Here is a 21,613-nt window from a genome sequence, read left to right on the forward strand (position 1 = left end):
GCTGACTATGGGCACTGAAACACTGGCGATCGGAAGTGGGCGTATGTTTCGTTACGCAGTGGGATCGCTATTGCTGTTGGCGGGCATGACTTTGCTGGTTGCCCACGGACTGGAATGGCTGAATCTGGAACCGAGGCTGTTGCGGGCGTTGCAGGGCGGCGCGATCTGCGCCCTCGGCACGGCGCTTGGCGCTGTCCCGGTGCTGGTGATTCGGCGCATGCCGCAGGCACTCAGCGATACGTTGCTGGGTTTTGGCGCCGGGGTGATGCTGGCGGCGACGGCGTTCTCGCTGATCGTGCCGGGCATTGCCGCCGCCGAAAGCCTGGGTCTGACAGCGTGGTCATCCAGCGGCCTGATTTGCTTCGGCATCATGCTCGGAGCATTCGCTCTGTATCTGGTCGATCGTCAGTTGTCCGGAGCCTCGCCGGAAATGCTCGTGGGCACGCCCGAGCATCCGGTGATTGCGCCGCGGATCTGGCTGTTCGTCTTTGCCATCATTGCCCATAACATCCCTGAAGGCATGGCCGTCGGCGTTTCCGCCGGTGGTGGCATGCCGGATGCGGACAGTCTGGCCATGGGCATCGCCCTGCAGGATGTGCCGGAAGGTCTGGTGATTGCCTTGGTATTGGCCGGGGCAGGGATGTCGCGGGTCAAGGCGTTCCTGATCGGTGCGGCGTCTGGCCTGGTCGAGCCGGTGTTTGCCTTGCTGTGCGCGTGGCTGGTCAGTCTGGCGCAGGTGTTGTTGCCATTGGGCCTGGCATTGGCGGCGGGAGCGATGCTGCTGGTGGTGACCCACGAGGTGATCCCGGAATCACGACGTCATGGTCATGACAAACTGGCCAGTCTTGGCCTGTTGATCGGGTTTTGTCTGATGATGGTGATGGATACCGCGTTGGGCTGAACAGGGTGAGGGAGCAAGCTCCCTCATTGGCGGATCAACCGCCTTCATCGAAGTAGTTGTTGATCAACGCCACCAGCGCATCCAGCGCTTCCTGTGCCTGATGCCCCTCAGTGCTCAGGTAAATCTTGGTGCCCTTGCCTGCCGCCAGCATCATCATCGCCATGATGCTTTTGCCATCGACCGTAGTCTCCGGCGTGCGACCCACTCTGATCGTGCAATCCGGATACTGCCCGGCCACGCCAACGAACTTGGCCGACGCACGGGCATGCAGGCCCAGTTTGTTGATGATTTCGATTTCCAGAGCAGGCATCGCGGTGTGAATCCTTTAAGTGAGGTCGCGGTGGCGAACCTGGACGTTCTTCAGGGTTTTCTGCAGGGCCTGACCCAGGCGTTCGGTCAGGTAGACGGAGCGGTGGTGCCCGCCGGTGCAGCCAATGGCAATGGTGACGTAGGCGCGGTTGCTCGCGGCGAAGCGTGGTAGCCACTTGTGCAGGTAGGTGAAAATGTCTTGAAACATCTCTTCAACTTCCGGCTGTGCGGCCAGGTACTCGGCCACTGGCGCATCAAGACCCGATTGCGCGCGCAGTTCCGGTTTCCAGTACGGATTGGGCAGGCAGCGCACGTCGAACACCAGATCCGCATCCACCGGCATGCCGCGCTTGAAGCCGAATGATTCGACCAGAAACGCCGTGCCCGGCTCTGGCTGATTCAGCAGACGCAGCTTGATGGTGTCGCGCAATTGGTACAGGTTGAGATTGGTGGTGTTGATCTTCAGATCGGCCAGATCGGCGATCGGGCCGAGCAGGGCGGTTTCATCCTGAATCGCCTCGGCCAGCGAACGATTGGCATTGCTCAGCGGGTGACGGCGGCGGGTTTCGGAGAAACGCTTGAGCAGGGTTTCTTCGTCGGCATCCAGATACAGGACATCGCACTGAATGTGCTTGCTGCGGACATCTTCAAGCAGTTCGGGAAACCGGGTCAGATGGCTCGGCAGGTTACGCGCATCGATCGACACGGCCACTAGCGGCTGCGCCAGTTCAGTGTGAATCAGTGCGCGCTCGGCCAGTTCCGGCAGCAAGCCGGCCGGCAGGTTGTCGATGCAGTAGTAACCGTTGTCCTCAAGGACATCCAGAGCCGTGCTTTTACCTGAGCCGGAACGGCCGCTGACGATGATCAAGCGCATGATTAGTGCCCGTTCTGCTCGTCCAGGACAACCTGATACAAGGCTTCGTTGCTTGCGGCGCTGCGCAGTTTATCGCGCACGTCTTTGCGATCGAGCATGCTGGCGATCTGGCGCAGCAGTTCCAGATGCGCATCGGTGGCGGCTTCCGGGACCAGCAGGACAAACAGCAGGTCAACCGGCGCGCCGTCGATGGCGTCGAAATCGATAGGGGCTTGAAGGTGCATCAACGCGCTGATTGGCGTTACACAACCTTTCAGGCGGCAATGGGGAATGGCGATGCCGTTGCCAAAACCGGTCGAACCGAGTTTTTCACGGGCAATCAGAGCCTCGAAGACATCTTGCATCTCCAGATCCGGCACTTCGCGGGCGATCAGGTTGGCAATTTGTTCGAGGGCTTTCTTTTTACTGCCGCCCGGCACGTTCACCAGGGAACGGCCGGGGGTCAGGATACTTTCAAGTCGGATCATGGGTTAGGGGTGTTAACGACCGGTCGCGCCCTGGAGGAGGCTCTGGGTCTTTTCCTTATGCTTTTTGAGTTGGCGATCCAGCTTGTCGGTGAGTGAGTCGATCGCAGCGTACATATCAGTATCTTCTGCGTTGGCGACCACTTCGCTGCCGGGAATATGCAAGGTGGCTTCGATTTTCTGCTTCAGCTTTTCGACGCACATCGTGACTTGCACGTTGGTGATCTTGTCGAAATGTCGCTCCAGTCGTTGGAGTTTTTCCTCGATGTAGGAACGCAGAGGTTGGGTCACTTCCAGTTGGTGTCCACTGATGTTGACTTGCATACAGCTTCTCCTTCGTTGCCAGTGCATAAAGCGGCAGGCTGGATAGCCTGCCACTGGAACGCTGTAACGTGGCTTACATCAACCGCTTGCGTTCGCTCGAAGGCGCGATCCCGAGGGATTCGCGGTACTTGGCGACGGTGCGGCGAGCCACCTGAATGCCTTGTGCCTCCAGTAAACCAGCGATCTTGCTGTCACTCAACGGCTTTTTCTGATTTTCCGCCGCAACCAGTTTTTTGATGATCGCGCGGATCGCCGTGGACGAGCATTCGCCGCCTTCGGAGGTGCTGACGTGGCTGGAGAAAAAGTATTTCAGCTCATAAATACCGCGCGGGGTATGCATGAATTTCTGCGTGGTCACCCGTGAAATCGTCGATTCGTGCATGCCCACCGCTTCGGCGATGTCGTGCAGGACCAACGGCTTCATGGCTTCGTCGCCGTACTCCAGAAAACCGCGCTGATGCTCGACGATCTGGGTGGCAACTTTCATCAGGGTTTCGTTGCGACTCTGCAAGCTCTTGATGAACCAGCGGGCTTCCTGCAACTGATTGCGCATGAAGGTGTTGTCGGCGCTGGTGTCGGCGCGACGCACGAAACCGGCGTACTGGGCGTTGACGCGCAGGCGTGGCACCGACTCCTGATTGAGCTCGACCAGCCAGCGCTCGTTGTCCTTGCGCACGATGACGTCCGGAACGACGTATTCGGCTTCCGTGGATTCGATCTGCGAGCCCGGGCGAGGGTTGAGGGTCTGTACCAGCTCGATGACCTGGCGCAGCTCGTCTTCCTTGAGCTTCATGCGGCGCATCAACTGGCTGTAGTCGCGGCTGCCGAGCAGGTCGATGTAATCGGTGACCAGACGTTTGGCTTCAGCCAGCCATGGGGTCTTGGCTGGCAGCTGGCGCAATTGCAGCAGCAGGCATTCGCCGAGATTGCGTGCGCCAATGCCGGCCGGTTCAAATTGCTGGATGCGGTGCAGGACGGCTTCGATTTCGTCCAGTTCGATGTCCAGTTCCGGGTCGAACGCTTCGAGGATTTCTTCGAGGGTTTCGTCCAGGTAGCCCTGATTGTTGATGCAATCGATCAGGGTCACGGCGATCAGGCGATCGGTGTCGGACATCGGTGCGAGGTTCAGTTGCCAGAGCAAATGGCTTTGCAGGCTTTCGCCGGCGGAGGTGCGGGTGGTGAAGTCCCATTCGTCGTCATCGCTGCTGGGCAGGCTGCTGGCGCTGGTCTGGTAGACGTCTTCCCACGCGGTATCGACTGGAAGCTCGTTGGGGATACGCTCGCTCCAGTCACCTTCCTCGAGGTTGTCCACCGTCGGCGCGGTTTCCTGATACGAGGGTTCCTGGATCTCGGTGTTGGGCTTCTGCTCGGCGTTGTCGGCCATGGGGTCGGAATTGTCGAAGTCGTCGCCTTCTTCCTGGCGTTCGAGCATCGGATTGGATTCCAGAGCCTCCTGGATTTCCTGTTGCAGATCCAGGGTCGACAATTGGAGCAGGCGGATGGCCTGTTGCAGCTGCGGTGTCATCGTCAGCTGCTGGCCCATTCTCAAGACTAGCGATGGTTTCATGGCAGGGGCTTAACACCTTATTCGCCGGCGCTATGCGCCATCCACTACAGGGCGCCGAAGCGCCAAACTTAAGCAAATTATATGCCTGAAACTGAAGTGTTTGCCTAGAGCGCTGTAACAATAAAAAGATAGAAAACTTTATTGACGCGTTGCTCGGGCGAGCGGTGAACACCTTTGAAGCGACGTGTTTGCCTAAAGCGCTGTAACAATTAAAGCGTATTAAATCCTGCTTGAATCGATACAGCGCCCCGGCGGCGCACCGGGCACTGTCGCGCTTAGAGGCGGAACTCGTGGCCCAGATACACTTCCTTGACCAGATCGTTGGCCAGGATGGTCTCTGCATCGCCTTCGGCAATCAACTGACCGTCGTTGACGATGTAAGCGGTTTCGCAGATATCCAGCGTCTCACGGACGTTGTGGTCGGTGATCAACACACCGATGCCCTTGGCCTTGAGGTGGTGGATGATCTGCTTGATGTCGCCGACCGAGATCGGGTCGACACCGGCGAACGGTTCGTCGAGCAGGATGAATTTCGGGGCGGTCGCCAGAGCGCGAGCGATTTCCACCCGGCGGCGTTCACCACCGGACAGGCTCATGCCGAGGTTGTCGCGGATGTGGCTGATGTGGAATTCCTGCAGCAGGCTTTCCAGCTCCTTGCGACGGCCAGCCTTGTCGAGTTCCGGACGGGTCTCGAGGATGGCCATGATATTATCGGCCACCGACAGTTTGCGGAAGATCGACGCTTCTTGCGGCAGATAGCCGATACCAGCCTTGGCACGACCGTGCATTGGCTGGTGGCTGACGTCCAGATCATCGATCAGTACGCGGCCCTGATCAGCCTGTACCAGGCCGACGATCATGTAGAAGCACGTGGTCTTGCCGGCACCGTTCGGGCCGAGCAGGCCGACGATCTGGCCGCTGTCGATCGACAGGCTGACGTCACGCACGACCTGGCGGCTTTTATAGGCCTTGGCCAGGTGCTGAGCTTTCAGAGTTGCCATTACTGGGTTTTCTCGTCGGTTTTCTTCTTCGGCTGGATCACCATGTCGATGCGCGGACGCGCTTCGGTGACCTTGCTGCCGGTAGCGCGACCGGCGCTGGCGAGTTTCTTCACCGTGTCATAGACGATTTTCTCGCCTTGAGTCGTGTTGTTGTCCTTGTCGACAACTTTGGCCTTGTCGATCAGCACAACGCGGTTTTGTGCGGCGTGGTACTGAATCGTCACACCCCAGCCCTGTACAGGCTTGGTGTCGCCTTGAGTTTGCAACTGCTCGAAGTAGGCAAGGTTGCCCACCGACGTCACAACGTCGATATCGCCGGCCGGGGTGCGAGTGATGGTCACGGTATTACCGGTCACCTTCATCGAGCCCTGAGTGATGATCACATCACCTTTATAGGTAGCGATGCCGTTCTTGTCGTCCAGTTGGGCGTCGTCGGCCTGAATGCGGATAGGTTGCTGCTGATCGTTCGGCAGAGCCCAGGCGCTCACGCTTCCCAGTGCTGCGCCCAGACTGAGCAAAATAGGGAGGGTTTTAACGAGCCTCATACTGTCCTCTTACGTTCGATAGCAGGTGTATCCTGCTTTCCTTCAGGTACGCTTTCATTCCAACGCCAGTCGATACACCGCCAGCGCCGTCGATTCTAACGGGTTGCTCGGTCTGCGCATATTGCTCCTGCGGGAACACGGTCATGCGCGTGGAGGTGACCAGCAGGTCGCGGTTCTTCTCATCGGTGCGCTTGATGCGTACCGAATCGATCAATTCGACTTGGGTACCACCGGAGTTCACTTCGCCGCGCTCGCTGGTCACGTGCCACGGGAACTCGGTTCCGCGGTACATGTTCAGGTCGGGTTTGGTCACCAGGGTGATGTCGGTTGCCTTGACGTGCTCGGCCTTGTCGGAGGTCATTTCATACTGCACTTTGCCGTCCGGCAGGTATTGCAGGGTATGCGTGTTGGTCGCATACCAGTCGATAGGGGTATCAACGGACGAAACCGGAGGCTTGTCGAGGAAGCGTTCCGGGCTGATGTTCCAGTAGCCTACCGCGGCAAATATCGCCGCGATGCAGCCGAACAGCAGGAAGTTGCGAAATTTTTTGCTAAACATGGTTTCGCTCAAAGGTAAGCGGCGTTGGCCGCATCGAGGCGGCCCTGGGCGCGCAGGATCAATTCGCAGAATTCGCGGGCGGCACCTTCGCCGCCACGGGCGCGGGTAACGCCATGGGCATGTTCGCGCACGAAGTCGGCCGCATTGGCCACTGCCATGCCGAGGCCGACGCGGCGGATCACCGGCAGATCTGGCAAGTCGTCACCGAGGTAGGCGACCTCTTCGTAGCTTAGGCCCAGTTGTTCAAGTAGGCCGTCGAGAACGACCAATTTGTCTTCACGCCCCTGGAACAGGTGGGGAATCCCCAGGTTTTTCGCGCGACGTTCGACCACCGGTGTTTTGCGACCACTGATGATAGCGGTCTGCACGCCGGCGTTCATCAGCATTTTGATGCCTTGGCCGTCGAGGGTGTTGAAGGTCTTGAATTCACTGCCGTCTTCAAGGAAGTACAGGCGACCGTCGGTGAGAACGCCGTCGACGTCGAAAACCGCCAGTTTGATCGCTTTGCCGCGTTGCAGCAGATCGTTGCTCATTACATCACTCCTGCGCGCAGCAGATCGGAGAGGTTGAAGGCGCCGACCGGGCGATCTTCTTCATCCACAACGACCAGTGCGTTGATCCGGTGGTCTTCCATGATTTTCAGCGCTTCGGCGGCGAGCATCTCGGGCCGGGCGGTTTTGCCGTGTGCGGTCATCACCTGATCGATGGTGGCGCTGCGGATGTCGATGCTGCGATCCAGCGTGCGGCGCAAGTCGCCGTCGGTGAAGATCCCGGCCAGTTTACCGTCAGTTTCAAGGATGACGGTCATGCCCAGACCTTTACGGGTCATTTCCATCAGCGCGTCCTTGAGCAACGTGCCGCGTTGTACTTGCGGCAACTCTTGCCCGGCGTGCATGACATTTTCCACTTTCAGCAGCAGGCGACGGCCCAGGGCACCGCCGGGGTGCGAGAACGCGAAGTCTTCAGCGGTAAAGCCGCGCGCCTCCAGCAGGGCGACCGCGAGGGCGTCGCCCATGACCAGTGCCGCCGTGGTCGAGGAGGTCGGCGCCAGGTTCAATGGGCAGGCCTCGTGCTCGACGTGAACGTTGAGATTGACTTCGGCGGCCTTGGCCAGCGGCGATTGCGGATTGCCGGTGACGCTGATCAGCTGGATGCCCAGACGCTTGATCAGCGGCAGCAGGGTAACGATTTCGTTGGTCGAGCCGGAGTTCGACAGGGCCAGGATCACGTCATCGCGGGTGATCATGCCCATGTCGCCGTGGCTGGCCTCGGCCGGATGGACGAAAAAGGCCGGGGTGCCGGTGCTGGCCAGGGTCGCGGCAATCTTGTTGCCAATGTGCCCGGACTTGCCCATGCCGACCACGACCACACGGCCCTTGCTGGCCAGAATCATCTCGCAAGCGCGTACGAAATCGGCGTCGATATGGGGCAACAAGCCTTGTACGGCTTCCACTTCGAGTTGGATGGTGCGTTGTGCCGATTGAATCAGGTCGCTGGATTGGCTCATGTCAGAAATCGTATAGCCCGATGAAAAGGCGGCGATTATAGCGGTTATGTGGCAAAGCCTCACGCAAGTTCGTCGTGCTTTGTCATTACTCGTAACCAAAACCCTGAAAAACCCCCTGCAACCCAGTCAAGTCGCTGAACACAGCCCGGCACAGGCCTTGGGCGCTTGGCCTTTGCAGTGATATAGTTCGCCGCCAGTTCGGCCTGCCTCCGAGGTATGTGCTTTCCCAGGAAAGCCAGGCGTCCGAGTGAGAGGCTGCATCGCAAGGAGTTTAGATGAGTGCCGATAACGCCTACGCGGTCGAGCTGAAGGGAGTCTCCTTCAAGCGCGGTGCGCGCAGCATTTTCAATAACGTCGATATTCGCATCCCGCGCGGCAAGGTCACCGGCATCATGGGGCCTTCCGGGTGTGGCAAGACCACACTGCTGAGGTTGATGGGCGCACAGTTGCGTCCCTCCAGCGGCGAGGTCTGGGTCAACGGTCAGAACCTGCCGAAGCTGTCGCGCAGTGATCTGTTCGATGCGCGCAAGCACATGGGCGTGCTGTTTCAGAGCGGCGCGCTGTTCACCGATCTCGATGTTTTCGAGAACGTTGCTTTTCCCCTGCGCGTTCATACCGATCTGCCGGAAGAGATGATCCGCGACATCGTCCTGCTCAAATTGCAGGCCGTGGGTTTGCGCGGCGCCATCGAGCTGATGCCGGATGAACTGTCCGGTGGCATGAAGCGTCGCGTGGCGCTGGCCCGGGCCATTGCGCTCGATCCACAGATCCTCATGTACGACGAACCGTTCGTCGGTCAGGACCCGATCGCCATGGGCGTGCTGGTGCGTCTGATCCGCCTGCTCAACGATGCGCTGGGTATCACCAGCATCGTGGTGTCCCACGACCTCGCCGAAACCGCGAGCATTGCCGACTACATCTATGTAGTGGGTGATGGTCAGGTGTTGGGGCAGGGCACGCCGGATGAGCTGATGAACTCGGACGAGCCACGTATCCGTCAGTTCATGACCGGTAATCCCGATGGCCCGGTGCCGTACCATTTTCCAGCGACGGATTACCGCGCAGATCTTCTGGGGAAGCGCTGATGCGCAGAATTTCATTAATAGAACGCGTACGCCGCTTCGGCGAATCGGCGATCGACGCCGTAGCGGTGTTCGGTCGTGCGACGCTGTTTCTGTTCCACGCCTTGCTCGGGCGCGGCGGTATCAGTGGCGGTTTTGGCCTGTTGGTCAAGCAACTGCATTCGGTCGGCGTGATGTCGCTGGTGATCATCGTCGTTTCCGGGATTTTCATCGGCATGGTGCTGGCGCTGCAGGGCTTCAGCATTCTGTCGAGCTACGGTTCGGAGCAGGCGGTGGGGCAGATGGTTGCGCTGACCTTGCTGCGCGAACTGGGGCCGGTGGTGACCGCGCTGTTGTTCGCCGGGCGTGCCGGTTCGGCGCTGACCGCTGAAATCGGCAACATGAAATCCACCGAACAGCTGTCCAGCCTGGAAATGATCGGCGTCGATCCGCTCAAATACATCATTGCTCCGCGCCTGTGGGCCGGCTTCATTTCCCTGCCGGTGCTGGCGATGATTTTCAGCGTGGTGGGCATCTGGGGCGGCTCGTGGGTGGCTGTCGACTGGCTGGGCGTGTATGAAGGTTCCTACTGGGCGAACATGCAAAACAGCGTGAACTTCACCAGTGATGTACTCAACGGTGTCATCAAAAGCATCGTTTTCGCCTTTGTCGTGACCTGGATCGCCGTATTCCAAGGCTACGACTGTGAGCCCACTTCCGAGGGCATCAGTCGCGCCACCACCAAGACTGTAGTGTTTGCCTCGCTGGCAGTGCTCGGCCTGGACTTTATTCTGACCGCTTTGATGTTTGGAGATTTCTGATGCAAAACCGCACCCTGGAAATCGGTGTCGGCCTGTTCCTGCTGGCAGGGATCCTGGCTTTGTTACTGCTTGCGTTGCGGGTCAGTGGCCTGTCTCCGACGTCGACCACCGACACTTATAAACTGTATGCCTACTTCGACAATATCGCCGGTTTGACGGTCAGAGCCAAAGTGACCATGGCCGGTGTGACCATCGGCAAGGTCACGGCGATCGATCTGGATCGCGACAGCTTCACCGGTCGGGTGACCCTGCAAGTGGATAAAAAGGTCGACAATCTGCCGACTGACTCCACAGCGTCTATCCTGACCGCTGGTCTGCTGGGCGAGAAGTACATCGGTATCAGCGTCGGCGGGGAAGACAAACCGCTGAAGGATGGTGGAACCATTCACGACACGCAGTCGTCACTGGTACTGGAAGACCTGATCGGTAAATTCCTGCTCAATACCGTTAGCAAAGACGCCAAATGAGGAGCTTTTGAATGATCTCTACCTTGCGACGTGGCCTGTTGGTGTTGCTCGCGGCATTGCCACTGATGGGTAACGCTGTGGCTGCACAGTCTGCGCATGATCTGGTTCAGGACACCACGAACCGGATGCTTGCCGACCTGTCGGCCAACAAAGAGAAGTACAAGCAGGACCCGCAGGATTTCTACACGGCGCTGAACACCATCGTCGGTCCGGTGGTGGATGCCGAAGGCATTTCCAAAAGCATCATGACGGTCAAGTATTCGCGCAAGGCTACGCCGGCGCAGATGCAGACCTTCCAGGAAAACTTCAAAAAAGGCCTGTTCCAGTTCTACGGTAACGCCTTGCTCGAGTACAACAATCAGGGCATCACCGTTGATCCGGCCAAGGACGAGTCGGGCGATCGCACCAGCGTTGGCATGACCGTAAAAGGCACCAACGGCGCGATCTACCCGGTGCAGTACACGCTGGAGAAGATCAACGGCGAGTGGAAACTGCGCAACGTGATCATCAACGGCATCAACATCGGCAAGCTGTTCCGTGATCAGTTCGCCGACGCCATGCAGCGCAATGGCAATGATCTGGACAAGACCATCAACAATTGGGCTGGTGAAGTCGCCAAGGCCAAAGAAGAAACCGACAAAGCTGCCGCGAAGCCAGCGCAATGAGTGAGGCCGCAGTTCGTATGAGTGATGTCGACGAGCTCTTGCTCAGCGGAGTGCTGGACTATCGAACCGGTGCCGACCTGCGCAAGGAAGGTCAGACGCTGATCAAATCCAGCAAGGCAGCCGCGCTGGTGATTGATTGCTCGGCGGTGAAGAAGTCCAGCAGCGTCGGCTTGTCGTTGCTGCTGTGCTTCATGCGCGATGCCAAGGCGGCCGGCAAGGCCGTGAGCATCCGTGCGATGCCCGAAGATATGCGCGAAATCGCTCAGGTCAGTGAACTGACCGAACTGTTGGCGCAACCCTGAACCCGCATCAATAAAGAAGCCCCCCGTCAGAGTCCTGCCATGCGGGGTTCGCAGGCGCGGGGCTTTTTTGTATGATGTCCGACCCGTGCGCACAGGGCGCCGATTGAGGTTGAGCATGCAGGCCGTAGAAGTGAAGAGCTTCCTTGAAGGAAAGCTGCCCGGAACGTTGGTAGAAGTTGAGGGCGAAGGCTGCAATTTCCAGCTGAACGTGATTAGCGATGAACTGGCGGCGTTGAGCCCGGTGAAGCGTCAGCAGCAGGTCTATGCCCATTTGAACCCATGGATCACCGATGGCAGCATCCATGCGGTCACTATGAAATTTTTCAGCAGCGCGGCCTGGGCCGAGCGCACCTGAGCCTAAGGGCGTCGAGATTCTTATGGATAAATTGATTATTACCGGTGGCGCTCGTCTTGATGGCGAGATCCGCATTTCCGGCGCAAAAAACTCCGCCCTGCCGATCCTGGCTGCCACCCTGCTGTGCGATGGCCCGGTGACCGTTGGCAACCTGCCGCACCTGCACGACATCACCACCATGATCGAGCTGTTCGGTCGCATGGGCATTGAGCCGGTGATCGACGAGAAACTCAGCGTCGAAATCGACCCACGCACCATCAAGACCCTGATCGCGCCGTACGAACTGGTGAAAACCATGCGTGCGTCGATCCTGGTACTGGGCCCGATGGTTGCCCGTTTCGGTGAAGCCGAAGTGGCGCTGCCTGGCGGTTGTGCCATCGGTTCGCGTCCGGTTGACTTGCACATCCGTGGTCTCGAAGCCATGGGCGCAGTCATCGACGTCGAAGGCGGTTACATCAAGGCCAAGGCGCCTGAAGGTGGCCTGCGCGGTGCAAGCTTCTTCTTCGATACCGTCAGTGTGACCGGTACCGAGAACATCATGATGGCGGCTGCTCTGGCCAAGGGCCGCAGCGTGCTGCAGAACGCCGCCCGCGAGCCAGAAGTGGTTGACCTGGCGAACTTCCTCAACGCCATGGGCGCCAAGGTTTCCGGTGCCGGTACCGACACCATCACCATCGATGGCGTCGAGCGTCTGGGTTCGGCTTTCTATAAGGTCATGCCTGACCGTATCGAAACCGGTACCTATCTGGTCGCTGCTGCCGTTACCGGTGGTCGCGTCAAGGTCAAGGACACTGATCCGACCATCCTCGAAGCCGTTCTGGAAAAACTCCGTGAAGCCGGCGCAGAAATCACCTGCGGTGAAGACTGGATCGAGCTGAACATGCACGGCAAGCGTCCGAAAGCGGTTAACGTGCGCACCGCGCCGTACCCGGCTTTCCCGACTGACATGCAAGCGCAGTTCATCTCGCTCAACGCCATTGCCGAAGGCACCGGTGCGGTGATCGAGACGATCTTCGAAAACCGTTTCATGCACGTCTACGAGCTGCACCGCATGGGCGCCAAGATCCAGGTCGAAGGCAACACTGCCATCGTCACCGGTACCGAAGTCCTGAAAGGCGCGCCAGTCATGGCGACCGACCTGCGTGCTTCGGCCAGTCTGGTGATCTCGGCACTGGTTGCCGAAGGCGATACCCTGATCGACCGCATCTACCACATCGACCGTGGTTACGAGTGCATCGAAGAAAAACTGCAGATGCTGGGCGCCAAGATCCGTCGCGTTCCGGGCTGATTGCTGCATCGGGACACAGGGACGTGTCCACTGAATTCGTTTTGAGTCGAGCCGGTTTCCGGCTCGATGTGTGTCCGGCGCCGATTGCGACCGGACATGAGTACCTTGATAAGGACTGACGTTTCCCATGTTGACCATCGCACTGTCCAAGGGCCGCATCCTTGACGACACCCTGCCGCTTCTCGCCGAAGCGGGCATCGTGCCGACCGAGAATCCGGACAAGAGCCGCAAGCTGATCATTCCCACGACGCAGGACGATGTTCGTCTGCTGATCGTGCGTGCCACCGATGTGCCGACCTATGTCGAGCATGGCGCGGCTGACCTCGGCGTTGCCGGTAAAGACGTGTTGATGGAATACACCGGCCAGGGCCTGTACGAGCCACTGGATCTGCAGATTGCCCAGTGCAAGCTGATGACCGCCGGCAAGATCGGCGCGCCTGAGCCCAAGGGCCGTCTGCGCGTGGCGACCAAGTTCGTCAACGTCGCCAAGCGTTACTACGCCGAGCAGGGCCGTCAGGTCGACATCATCAAGCTGTACGGCTCGATGGAGCTGGCACCGCTGATCGGTCTGGCCGACAAGATCATCGACGTGGTCGACACCGGCAACACCCTGCGCGCCAACGGCCTGGAACCTCAGGAACTGATCGCCACGATCAGCTCGCGCCTGGTGGTCAACAAGGCTTCGATGAAAATGCAACACGCCCGAATCCAGGCGTTGATCGATACCCTGCGCAACGCAGTGGAATCGCGACACCGCGGCTGATTCACCCGCGCGACGTTAAGTCGCGCCCGTCTATCCGCCTCATAGCCAGAATCTCAGGTGCCCAAGCGGAAACGACTGCTAAGTTAGGGCGCCTGAGTTTTTGCCATTCCTATGAGGCTCTCGCTATGACCGCACCGACTGCAATTCGCCGACTCAACGCTGCTGACCCGGATTTCGCGCATCATCTGGATCATCTGCTGAGCTGGGAAAGTGTGTCTGACGACTCGGTCAATCAGCGCGTGCTGGACATCATCAAGGCTGTGCGCGAACGCGGTGACGCGGCGCTGGTGGAGTTCACCCAGAAGTTCGACGGCCTCGAAGTCGCCTCGATGGCTGATCTGATCCTGCCGCGTGAGCGTCTGGAACTGGCCCTGACCCGCATCACCGTGGCGCAGCGCGAAGCGTTGGAAAAAGCCGCGGCCCGCGTACGCAGCTACCACGAAAAACAGAAGCAGGATTCCTGGAGCTACACCGAAGCCGACGGCACTGTGCTCGGCCAAAAGGTCACGCCGCTGGACCGCGCCGGTCTGTACGTGCCGGGCGGCAAGGCGTCGTACCCCTCGTCAGTGTTGATGAACGCGATTCCGGCCAAGGTCGCCGGTGTGACCGAAGTGGTCATGGTCGTGCCGACCCCGCGTGGTGAAATCAACGAGTTGGTATTGGCCGCCGCGTGCATTGCCGGCGTTGACCGGGTCTTCACCATCGGTGGCGCGCAAGCCGTCGCGGCCCTGGCCTACGGCACCGAAAGCGTGCCGAAGGTCGACAAAGTGGTTGGCCCGGGCAACATCTATGTCGCTACCGCCAAACGTCACGTGTTCGGTCAGGTCGGCATCGACATGATCGCCGGCCCTTCGGAAATCCTCGTGGTGTGCGACGGCCAGACTGACCCGGACTGGATCGCCATGGATCTGTTCTCGCAAGCCGAGCACGACGAAGACGCGCAGGCGATTCTGGTCAGCCCGGACGCCGAGTTCCTCGACAAGGTCGCCGCGAGCATCGACAAATTGCTGCCGACCATGGACCGCGCGACCATCATCGAAACCTCGATCAATGGCCGTGGTGCACTGATTCACGTGAAGGACATGGCGCAAGCCATCGAAGTCGCCAACCGTATCGCCCCGGAACACCTGGAGCTGTCGGTCGCTGACCCGCAGGCCTGGCTGCCGCAGATCCGCCACGCCGGCGCGATCTTCATGGGCCGTCACACTTCCGAAGCGCTGGGCGACTACTGCGCAGGCCCGAACCACGTATTGCCGACTTCCGGCACTGCGCGTTTCTCCTCGCCGCTGGGCGTGTACGACTTCCAGAAGCGTTCGTCGATCATCTTCTGCTCCGAGGCCGGTGCTTCCGAACTGGGTAAAACCGCCTCCGTGCTGGCCCGTGGCGAATCGCTGAGCGCCCACGCGCGCAGCGCCGAATACCGCATCAAAGACGAAGACTTTCTACAAGGGCAGGGGAACTGAGCGATGAGCAAATTCTGGAGCCCGTTCGTTAAAGATCTGGTGCCTTATGTGCCGGGCGAACAACCGAAGCTGACCAAACTGGTCAAGCTCAACACCAACGAAAACCCGTACGGCCCATCGCCAAAAGTCTTGGCGGCGATGCAGGTCGAACTGAATGACAACCTGCGCCTGTACCCGGATCCGAACAGCGATCTGCTGAAAACTGCCGTCGCCGAGTATTACGGCGTGCAGAACAATCAGGTGTTCCTCGGCAACGGTTCGGACGAAGTGCTCGCGCACATTTTCCATGGTTTGCTGCAACACGATCAGCCGTTGCTGTTCCCGGACATCAGCTACAGCTTCTATCCGGTTTACTGTGGTTTGTACGGCATCAAATACGATGCGGTGCCACTGGACGCGCAGTTCCAGATCGATCCGGCCGACTACGCCAAGCCGAATGGCGGGATCATTTTCCCCAACCCGAACGCACCGACCGGCTGCCTGCTGGCGCTGGAAGCGGTTGAGCAGATCCTCAAGACCAGCCCGGATTCGGTGGTGGTTGTGGACGAGGCGTACATCGATTTCGGCGGCGAGACGGCGATCAGTCTGGTCGATCGTTATCCGAATCTGCTGGTGACGCAGACGCTGTCCAAGTCGCGCTCGCTGGCCGGGCTGCGGGTGGGGCTGGCGGTCGGGCATCCGGACCTGATCGAGGCGCTGGAGCGGATCAAGAACAGCTTCAACTCTTATCCACTGGATCGTCTGGCGATTGTCGGAGCAGCGGCGGCGTTCGAAGATCGCGAATACTTCGACAAGACTTGCCGTCTGGTGATCGAGAGCCGTGAGTGGGTGATTGCGCAGTTGCAGGCCAAGGGTTTTGAAGTGCTGCCGTCGGCGGCGAACTTCATCTTCGCGCGGCATCCGCAGCAGGATGCGGCGGGGCTGGCGGCCAAGTTGCGTGAGCAGGGCGTGATCGTGCGGCACTTCAAGCAGGAGCGGATTGCGCAGTTCCTGCGGATTTCGATTGGTACGCCGGAGCAGAATCAGGCGCTGATCGATGGGCTTGGCGACCTCTAAAAGCAAAAGCCCCTCACCCTAGCCCTCTCCCAGAGGGAGAGGGGACTGATTGGGGGATATTGCAGAGCTTCGTCGACGTGAAAGTGTTGTACCGAATCCATAATCGACTCGGTCTTTCAAGTCGACGTACTTCGCAAGACAACTCGGTCGGCCCCCTCTCCCTCCGGGAGAGGGCTGGGGTGAGGGTGTGCTTTTATTCGTGATGCGGCTCGCCAAGGAACGTCAGCGAACTGAACAACCCACGACTATCCACATCCGCACTGTCCTTCACCGGCACCTCAACCTGCGCCGCAATCACATTCAACCCTTCATTCCTCACCAACACCTGCGCCCGACCATCCTTGTCAGTCTCAGTGCTCAACGTGTTCGGCGCACTGCGATAGTCGCCAATCAACTTCACGCCCGCCGCCGGTTTGCCATCGAGCAACACCCGCACCGGCAATGACTTGCCCGGCCCTACGGTCAGCGGATCAACCTCCGGCAGAATCAGCAGTTTGATCTGATCGAGCTTCGGCAACTTCGCCCCCGGCTGATAAATCGCCAGACTGTATTTGAACGTCTCCGTCGCCTCGACAGCGCCCGGCACTTTGCTGCGACCTTCGTTGATCCACTTCTTGTCGGCCGTTTGCGACCACATGCCATTGTTCAACGCCACCGCCATCACCGCAGGCGTCTTCAGCGGCTTCAAACGTGCATGATCCGCCAGGCGCTCGACGCTCACCGGAATCATCTTGCCGCCCGCGTCATAAGCCCAGGCGCCGCTGATCTTCTGCGCCTTGAACGCGTTGTCTTCTGCGCCGTGGCCGTAGATCACTTCGATGTTGCCGCGACGTTGTTCGGTCCACAGGCCATGGGCCGAGACTTGGCCTGCGAACAGCGCGGCGATCAGCGCGAGGGTTTTACCGTATTGCATGGGGGACTTCCTTTTACAGGTTGAGAGTCAGGCTGACAGTGAAATTGCGCGGCTCGCCGGGGTTGACCCAGTAGTTGCTGTAGGAGCGCTCGTAATACTTTTCGTCGAAGAGATTGTTCAGGTTCAGGCCAACGGTGACGTTGTCGCTGGCTTTGTAATGAGCCAGCAGGTCGACGGTCTGGTACTCCGGTAATTCGAAGTCGCTGCCGGATTCTCCGGAGCGGTCACCGACATAGGTGAACGCCGCGCCGACGTCCGAGCCGCGCAAATGGCCATTCTGAAACTCATAGACGCCGAGCAGACTGCCGCTGCGTTTGGCCACGCCGAGGATGCGGCTGCCGGTGGCAATGACCGCGTCGCCTTTGGTGACTTCGGCGTCGATGTAAGCGAAGGCGCCGATCACCCGAACGGCGTCGGTCACTTGCCCGCTCACTTGCAGATCAAAGCCGCGGCTGCGCGCCTTGCCCATGGCGCGGCTGGTGTCGGTGGCCGGGTCGAGGGCGAGGACGTTTTCCTTGTCGATGTGGAAGAAGGCGAGGGTGCTGCTCAAACGCTCGTCGAACAACTCGTTCTTGATCCCGACTTCGTAGCCGACGCCTTCTTCCGGGTCGAAGGATTTACCGGAGGCGTCGAGGCCGTTGTTCGGTTTGAACGAGGTCGAGGCGTTGGCGAACACGCCCGTTTGCGGCGTCAGTTGATAGAGCAGGCCGGCGCGTTGAGTGAGCGCATCGTGGCGTTGGTCGCTTGTGGCGTTGCGACTGTGGTCGTCGATGTGCTGATCGAAGTGCTCGAAACGCGCCCCGATCATCCCGCGCAGTTTGTCGGTGAAGACGATCTGGTCCTGCAAGTTCAGTGCATGACTTTCGACGTGTTCGAAGAAGTCGCTGCCCGCGCGCGCGCCGTTGGGTTTGGGCTGGCCGTAGATCGGCTTATAGATGTCGATGGCGTAAGGGCCGCCGGCAATGGTGCTGACACGTTCGTTCTTGCGGAAGTTTTCGTATTCGCTGCCGATCAGCAGTTCGTGCTGCCACGGGCCGAGATCGAACAGCCCGCGCAATTCCAGTTGGGTGATGCTGTCGTGCCAATTGGTATCGCGCTCGCGATAGCGACGGTTGACGGTGTGGCCGTCGGCGTTCAATGGGCGATTTTCTGAAGCATCGCCCCAGAGTTTGCCTTCCTTGTAATGACTGGCCAGGCGCAGTTTCCAGTTGTCGTTGAGGTGATGTTCCAGCGTGGCCTGCAGCAGGTTGTTGTGGTTGTCGATGTTGCCGTCGTTGGGTTCGCCGAGGAAGGTCGAGCGCGAAACGCCGCTCCATTTGTTGTTCGGCGCGACGATGCCGCGATCGAAGGTGGAGCTGTGGCGGACGATTTCGCTTTCCACCAACAGCGAGGTGTCCGGGTTTAATTGCCAACTGATCGAGGGCGCGACGAACACGCGCTGGCTGTCGACGTGATCGCGGAAGCTGTGGTTGTCCTCGACCGCGAGGTTGATGCGCGAGAGCACATTGCCTTGGTCATCCAGCGGCGTGTTGAGGTCGAGCGCGGTGCGATAGCGATCCCAACTGCCGGCGCTGGTTTGCAGCGTGGTGAAGGCCTCGGGCTGCGGTTTTTTGGTGACGATGTTCACCGTGCCGCCCGGATCGCCTCGACCGTACAGGCTGGCCGCCGGGCCTTTGAGCACTTCGATGCGCTCTATGTTGGCCGCATCCGGTGTGCTCGGATAACCCCGGTTGGCACTGAAGCCGTCCTTGTAGAACTCCGACGTGGTGAAGCCGCGCACGCTGTATTCGTAAAGCGTCAGGCCACCGAAGTTGTTTTGCTTCGACACGCCGCCGGCAAAATCCAGCGCGCGCTCGACGCTGGTGCTGCCCAAGTCCTTGAGTACGCTGGCGGGCACCACACTGATTGCCTGCGGGATATCGCGGATCGCCGTGTCGGTCTTGGTCGCGCTGGCCGAGCGTGTGGCGCGATAGCCCTTGACCGGGCCGGTCGGCGATTCGTATTCGGAGGTGACGCTGATGGCGTCGAGTTCAAGCGGCTTGGGTTCTTCGGCAAACGCTGGATCGACCAGCAACCCGAGGCTCAATCCCAGCAGGGAGGCCTTTGTTCGAGACGACATGTTATATTGTTCCAATTCCTAGAATTGAAACAATATAACATGCCTGTTGAGAATGTCTTTTATTCGCGCGCCTGGCGCGAAGAAAGTTTTACTCTTCTTTTTCCTGCACCGGCGCCGGTGGTGGGCGCAGGCCGATTTCAGCGGTGAGCTTGAGCTCTTTGCCGTTGCGCATCACCTGAATCGTCACCTTGTCAGTCGGTTTGATCCGCGCGACCTGGTTCATCGAACGACGGCCATCGCCGGCCGGCTCGCCATCGATGCTCAGAATCACGTCGCCCAATTGCAGGCCGGCCTTCTGCGCCGGGCCGTCGCGGAAGATCCCGGCGACGACAATCCCCGGCCGTCCGGACAAGCCGAACGACTCGGCCAGTTCCTGGGTCAGCGGCTGCACTTCAATGCCCAGCCAGCCGCGAATCACCTGACCGTGCTCGATGATCGACTTCATCACTTCCATCGCCAGTTTCACCGGGATCGCAAAGCCAATGCCTTGCGAGCCGCCGGACTTGGAGAAGATCGCCGTGTTGATGCCGGTGAGGTTGCCGTTGGCATCGACCAGCGCACCGCCGGAGTTGCCCGGGTTGATCGCCGCGTCGGTCTGGATGAAATCTTCGTAGTTGTTCAGGCCCAATTGATTACGCCCGGTGGCGCTGATGATGCCCATGGTCACGGTCTGGCCGACGCCGAACGGGTTGCCGATGGCCAGCGCAACGTCGCCGATACGAATGTTGTCGGAGCGGCCGACGGTGATGGCCGGCAGGGTTTTCAAATCGATTTTCAACACCGCGAGGTCAGTTTCCGGATCGCTGCCGATCACCCGGGCGAGGGTTTCACGACCGTCCTTCAGCGCCACGACAATTTGGTCGGCGCCGCTGGTCACGTGGTTGTTGGTCAGAATGTAGCCTTCCGGGCTCATGATCACGCCGGAACCGAGGCTCGATTCCATGCGTTTCTGCTTCGGCGAGTTATCACCGAAGAAACGCCGGAACTGTGGATCTTCGAACAGCGGATGCGCCGGTTTGTTGATGACTTTGGTGGTGTACAGGTTGACCACCGAGGGCGCCGCGATGGTCACCGCATCTGCATAGGACACCGGCCCCTGCTGCACGCTGGTGGTTTGCGGGGCCTGTTGCAGGTTGACGTCGAGGCTCGGCAGCCCGACCCACTGCGGGTAACGCTGAATAATCAACAGAGCGATAAGCACGCCGGCCAACAACGGCCAGCCCATAAAACGCAGCGCCTTGAACATTAAGCACGTCCTGGAAGAGTTGCAGGCGGGGTCAGACCGCCCATAATGTCGCGCATTATACGAGGCCGCGCGTGCCTCTGAACGGGATATTTAGGAGTCTTTCATGGCCGTTGCCCTCAGCACCCTCGTCGAAGAAGCCGACCGTTACCTCGGCAGTGCGAAAATTGCCGATTATTGCCCCAACGGCTTGCAGGTCGAAGGCCGTCCGCAGGTGATGCGCATCGTCAGCGGCGTCACCGCCAGCCAGGCCTTGCTCGATGCCGCCGTCGAGGCCGAGGCCGATCTGGTGCTGGTGCATCACGGCTATTTCTGGAAGGGCGAGAATCCCTGCATCACCGGCATGAAGCAGCGCCGACTGAAGACGTTGCTCAAGTACGATATCAGTCTGCTCGCCTACCACTTGCCGCTGGATCTGCACCCGGATGTCGGCAATAACGTGCAACTCGCTCGCCAACTGGACATCACTGTCGAAGGCCCGCTGGATCCGGATAACCTGAAAATCGTCGGCCTGGTGGGATCCTTGAAAGAACCGATGACAGCACGCGATTTCGCCCGCAAGGTGCAGGACGTCATGGGCCGCGAACCGTTGCTGATTGAAGGCAATCCGATGATCCGCCGGGTCGGCTGGTGCACCGGTGGCGGTCAGGGTTATATCGATCAGGCCGTCGCTGCTGGCGTCGATCTGTACCTGAGCGGCGAAGCGTCCGAGCAGACTTTCCACAGTGCCCGCGAGAACGACATCAGCTTCATCGCCGCCGGCCACCACGCCACCGAGCGCTACGGCGTACAGGCACTGGGCGACTACCTGGCGAAACGCTTCGCCGTCGAACACATCTTCATCGACTGCCCCAACCCGATCTGAAAACCACCGCAAATCCCTGTGGGAGCGAGCTTGCTCGCGAAGAGGCCGTATCAGTCGCCATCATTGTTGAATGGCACACCGCTTTCGCGAGCAAGCTCGCTCCCACATTGGTCCCCATCGGCCGAACTGGTGGGCATATTCATATACCCTTTCGATCTAGTTGGCGTCCTGATTAGAAGAG

25 protein-coding genes are annotated in these 21,613 nt (G+C 59.6%); 12 read left to right on the forward strand and 13 right to left on the reverse strand.

Going from position 1 to position 21,613, the window contains the following annotated elements; genetic code table 11:
- The first annotated feature begins 7 nt into the window (after positions 1-7).
- The gene (locus A8O26_RS19090; protein ID WP_064119361.1) at positions 8-901 is read left to right on the forward strand and encodes a ZIP family metal transporter; all 894 of its coding nucleotides are present in this window, start codon (positions 8-10) and stop codon (positions 899-901) included.
- A gap of 34 nt (positions 902-935) precedes the next feature.
- On the opposite strand, the gene A8O26_RS19095 is transcribed toward A8O26_RS19090, so the two are convergent.
- The 10 genes from A8O26_RS19095 to A8O26_RS19140 form a co-directional block, all read right to left on the reverse strand.
- Positions 936-1,211 (reverse strand): HPr family phosphocarrier protein, encoded by a 276-nt coding sequence (locus tag A8O26_RS19095; RefSeq protein WP_047597848.1) that lies wholly within the window; start codon positions 1,209-1,211, stop codon positions 936-938.
- A gap of 15 nt (positions 1,212-1,226) precedes the next feature.
- A complete protein-coding gene (gene rapZ, locus A8O26_RS19100; RefSeq protein ID WP_064119362.1) occupies positions 1,227-2,084 on the reverse strand; it encodes an RNase adapter RapZ in 858 nt (285 codons plus the stop codon).
- A 2-nt stretch (positions 2,085-2,086) separates the two neighbouring features.
- A complete protein-coding gene (gene ptsN, locus A8O26_RS19105) occupies positions 2,087-2,551 on the reverse strand; it encodes a PTS IIA-like nitrogen regulatory protein PtsN (RefSeq protein WP_064119363.1) in 465 nt (154 codons plus the stop codon).
- A 12-nt stretch (positions 2,552-2,563) separates the two neighbouring features.
- Positions 2,564-2,872, reverse strand: coding sequence for a ribosome hibernation-promoting factor, HPF/YfiA family (gene hpf, locus A8O26_RS19110; protein ID WP_007912419.1), 309 nt, complete (start codon positions 2,870-2,872; stop codon positions 2,564-2,566).
- A gap of 73 nt (positions 2,873-2,945) precedes the next feature.
- On the reverse strand, positions 2,946-4,439 hold the full coding sequence (locus A8O26_RS19115; protein ID WP_064119364.1) for an RNA polymerase factor sigma-54: 1,494 nt from the start codon (positions 4,437-4,439) through the stop codon (positions 2,946-2,948).
- A 275-nt stretch (positions 4,440-4,714) separates the two neighbouring features.
- Complete coding sequence (gene lptB / locus A8O26_RS19120) at positions 4,715-5,440, reverse strand: LPS export ABC transporter ATP-binding protein (protein ID WP_024011621.1); 726 nt, start codon at positions 5,438-5,440, stop codon at positions 4,715-4,717.
- Positions 5,440-5,985, reverse strand: coding sequence for a lipopolysaccharide transport periplasmic protein LptA (gene lptA, locus A8O26_RS19125; RefSeq protein ID WP_064119365.1), 546 nt, complete (start codon positions 5,983-5,985; stop codon positions 5,440-5,442). Before lptA ends, lptB begins: the two co-directional genes overlap by 1 nt.
- Positions 5,972-6,544 (reverse strand): LPS export ABC transporter periplasmic protein LptC, encoded by a 573-nt coding sequence (gene lptC / locus A8O26_RS19130; RefSeq protein ID WP_064119366.1) that lies wholly within the window; start codon positions 6,542-6,544, stop codon positions 5,972-5,974. The genes lptA and lptC overlap by 14 nt, the downstream gene beginning before the upstream one ends.
- Before the next feature lie 8 nt (positions 6,545-6,552).
- Positions 6,553-7,077 (reverse strand): KdsC family phosphatase, encoded by a 525-nt coding sequence (locus A8O26_RS19135; RefSeq protein ID WP_007912407.1) that lies wholly within the window; start codon positions 7,075-7,077, stop codon positions 6,553-6,555.
- The gene (locus A8O26_RS19140) at positions 7,077-8,051 is read right to left on the reverse strand and encodes a KpsF/GutQ family sugar-phosphate isomerase (protein WP_007912405.1); all 975 of its coding nucleotides are present in this window, start codon (positions 8,049-8,051) and stop codon (positions 7,077-7,079) included. Before A8O26_RS19140 ends, A8O26_RS19135 begins: the two co-directional genes overlap by 1 nt.
- Positions 8,052-8,326: 275 nt before the next feature.
- Between A8O26_RS19140 and A8O26_RS19145 the strand changes: the two genes are divergently transcribed.
- The 10 genes from A8O26_RS19145 to hisC all read left to right on the forward strand — a co-directional run bounded on the left by A8O26_RS19145 (position 8,327) and on the right by hisC (position 16,292).
- Complete coding sequence (locus A8O26_RS19145) at positions 8,327-9,136, forward strand: ATP-binding cassette domain-containing protein (protein ID WP_064119367.1); 810 nt, start codon at positions 8,327-8,329, stop codon at positions 9,134-9,136.
- The gene (gene mlaE / locus A8O26_RS19150) at positions 9,136-9,933 is read left to right on the forward strand and encodes a lipid asymmetry maintenance ABC transporter permease subunit MlaE (protein ID WP_064119368.1); all 798 of its coding nucleotides are present in this window, start codon (positions 9,136-9,138) and stop codon (positions 9,931-9,933) included. Before A8O26_RS19145 ends, mlaE begins: the two co-directional genes overlap by 1 nt.
- On the forward strand, positions 9,933-10,400 hold the full coding sequence (gene mlaD / locus A8O26_RS19155) for an outer membrane lipid asymmetry maintenance protein MlaD (RefSeq protein WP_007912400.1): 468 nt from the start codon (positions 9,933-9,935) through the stop codon (positions 10,398-10,400). Before mlaE ends, mlaD begins: the two co-directional genes overlap by 1 nt.
- Positions 10,401-10,411: 11 nt before the next feature.
- Positions 10,412-11,065, forward strand: a complete 654-nt coding sequence (locus tag A8O26_RS19160) for an MlaC/ttg2D family ABC transporter substrate-binding protein (RefSeq protein WP_064119369.1) — start codon at positions 10,412-10,414, stop codon at positions 11,063-11,065.
- Positions 11,062-11,367 carry an STAS domain-containing protein gene (locus tag A8O26_RS19165; RefSeq protein WP_064119370.1) on the forward strand — a complete coding sequence of 102 codons (306 nt, stop codon included), beginning with the start codon at positions 11,062-11,064 and terminating at the stop codon, positions 11,365-11,367. Before A8O26_RS19160 ends, A8O26_RS19165 begins: the two co-directional genes overlap by 4 nt.
- Positions 11,368-11,482: 115 nt before the next feature.
- A complete protein-coding gene (locus A8O26_RS19170) occupies positions 11,483-11,722 on the forward strand; it encodes a BolA family protein (protein WP_008085051.1) in 240 nt (79 codons plus the stop codon).
- Positions 11,723-11,744: 22 nt separating this feature from the next.
- Positions 11,745-13,010, forward strand: coding sequence for a UDP-N-acetylglucosamine 1-carboxyvinyltransferase (gene murA, locus A8O26_RS19175; RefSeq protein WP_016984147.1), 1,266 nt, complete (start codon positions 11,745-11,747; stop codon positions 13,008-13,010).
- 127 nt (positions 13,011-13,137) lie between these two features.
- Positions 13,138-13,773: an ATP phosphoribosyltransferase gene (gene hisG, locus A8O26_RS19180; RefSeq protein WP_007912384.1), complete on the forward strand. Its 636-nt coding sequence runs from the start codon at positions 13,138-13,140 to the stop codon at positions 13,771-13,773.
- Positions 13,774-13,898: 125 nt separating this feature from the next.
- Positions 13,899-15,236, forward strand: a complete 1,338-nt coding sequence (gene hisD, locus A8O26_RS19185; protein ID WP_064119371.1) for a histidinol dehydrogenase — start codon at positions 13,899-13,901, stop codon at positions 15,234-15,236.
- A gap of 3 nt (positions 15,237-15,239) precedes the next feature.
- On the forward strand, positions 15,240-16,292 hold the full coding sequence (hisC, locus tag A8O26_RS19190) for a histidinol-phosphate transaminase (RefSeq protein ID WP_064119372.1): 1,053 nt from the start codon (positions 15,240-15,242) through the stop codon (positions 16,290-16,292).
- Positions 16,293-16,485: 193 nt separating this feature from the next.
- Here hisC and A8O26_RS19195 read toward each other — a convergent pair whose 3' ends face one another.
- The 3 genes from A8O26_RS19195 to algW form a co-directional block, all read right to left on the reverse strand.
- Positions 16,486-17,205, reverse strand: coding sequence for a DUF4198 domain-containing protein (locus tag A8O26_RS19195; protein ID WP_064119373.1), 720 nt, complete (start codon positions 17,203-17,205; stop codon positions 16,486-16,488).
- Positions 17,206-17,218: 13 nt separating this feature from the next.
- Positions 17,219-19,324 (reverse strand): TonB-dependent siderophore receptor, encoded by a 2,106-nt coding sequence (locus A8O26_RS19200; RefSeq protein ID WP_064119374.1) that lies wholly within the window; start codon positions 19,322-19,324, stop codon positions 17,219-17,221.
- Between the two features lie 88 nt (positions 19,325-19,412).
- Positions 19,413-20,570: a Do family serine endopeptidase AlgW gene (algW, locus tag A8O26_RS19205; protein ID WP_064119375.1), complete on the reverse strand. Its 1,158-nt coding sequence runs from the start codon at positions 20,568-20,570 to the stop codon at positions 19,413-19,415.
- Positions 20,571-20,673: 103 nt separating this feature from the next.
- Between algW and A8O26_RS19210 the strand changes: the two genes are divergently transcribed.
- Positions 20,674-21,432, forward strand: a complete 759-nt coding sequence (locus tag A8O26_RS19210; RefSeq protein WP_064119376.1) for a Nif3-like dinuclear metal center hexameric protein — start codon at positions 20,674-20,676, stop codon at positions 21,430-21,432.
- Positions 21,433-21,613: the final 181 nt, after the last annotated feature.

This window comes from Pseudomonas fluorescens (genome assembly GCF_001648775.1).
In the GTDB taxonomy this organism is placed as follows: domain Bacteria; phylum Pseudomonadota; class Gammaproteobacteria; order Pseudomonadales; family Pseudomonadaceae; genus Aquipseudomonas; species Aquipseudomonas fluorescens_M.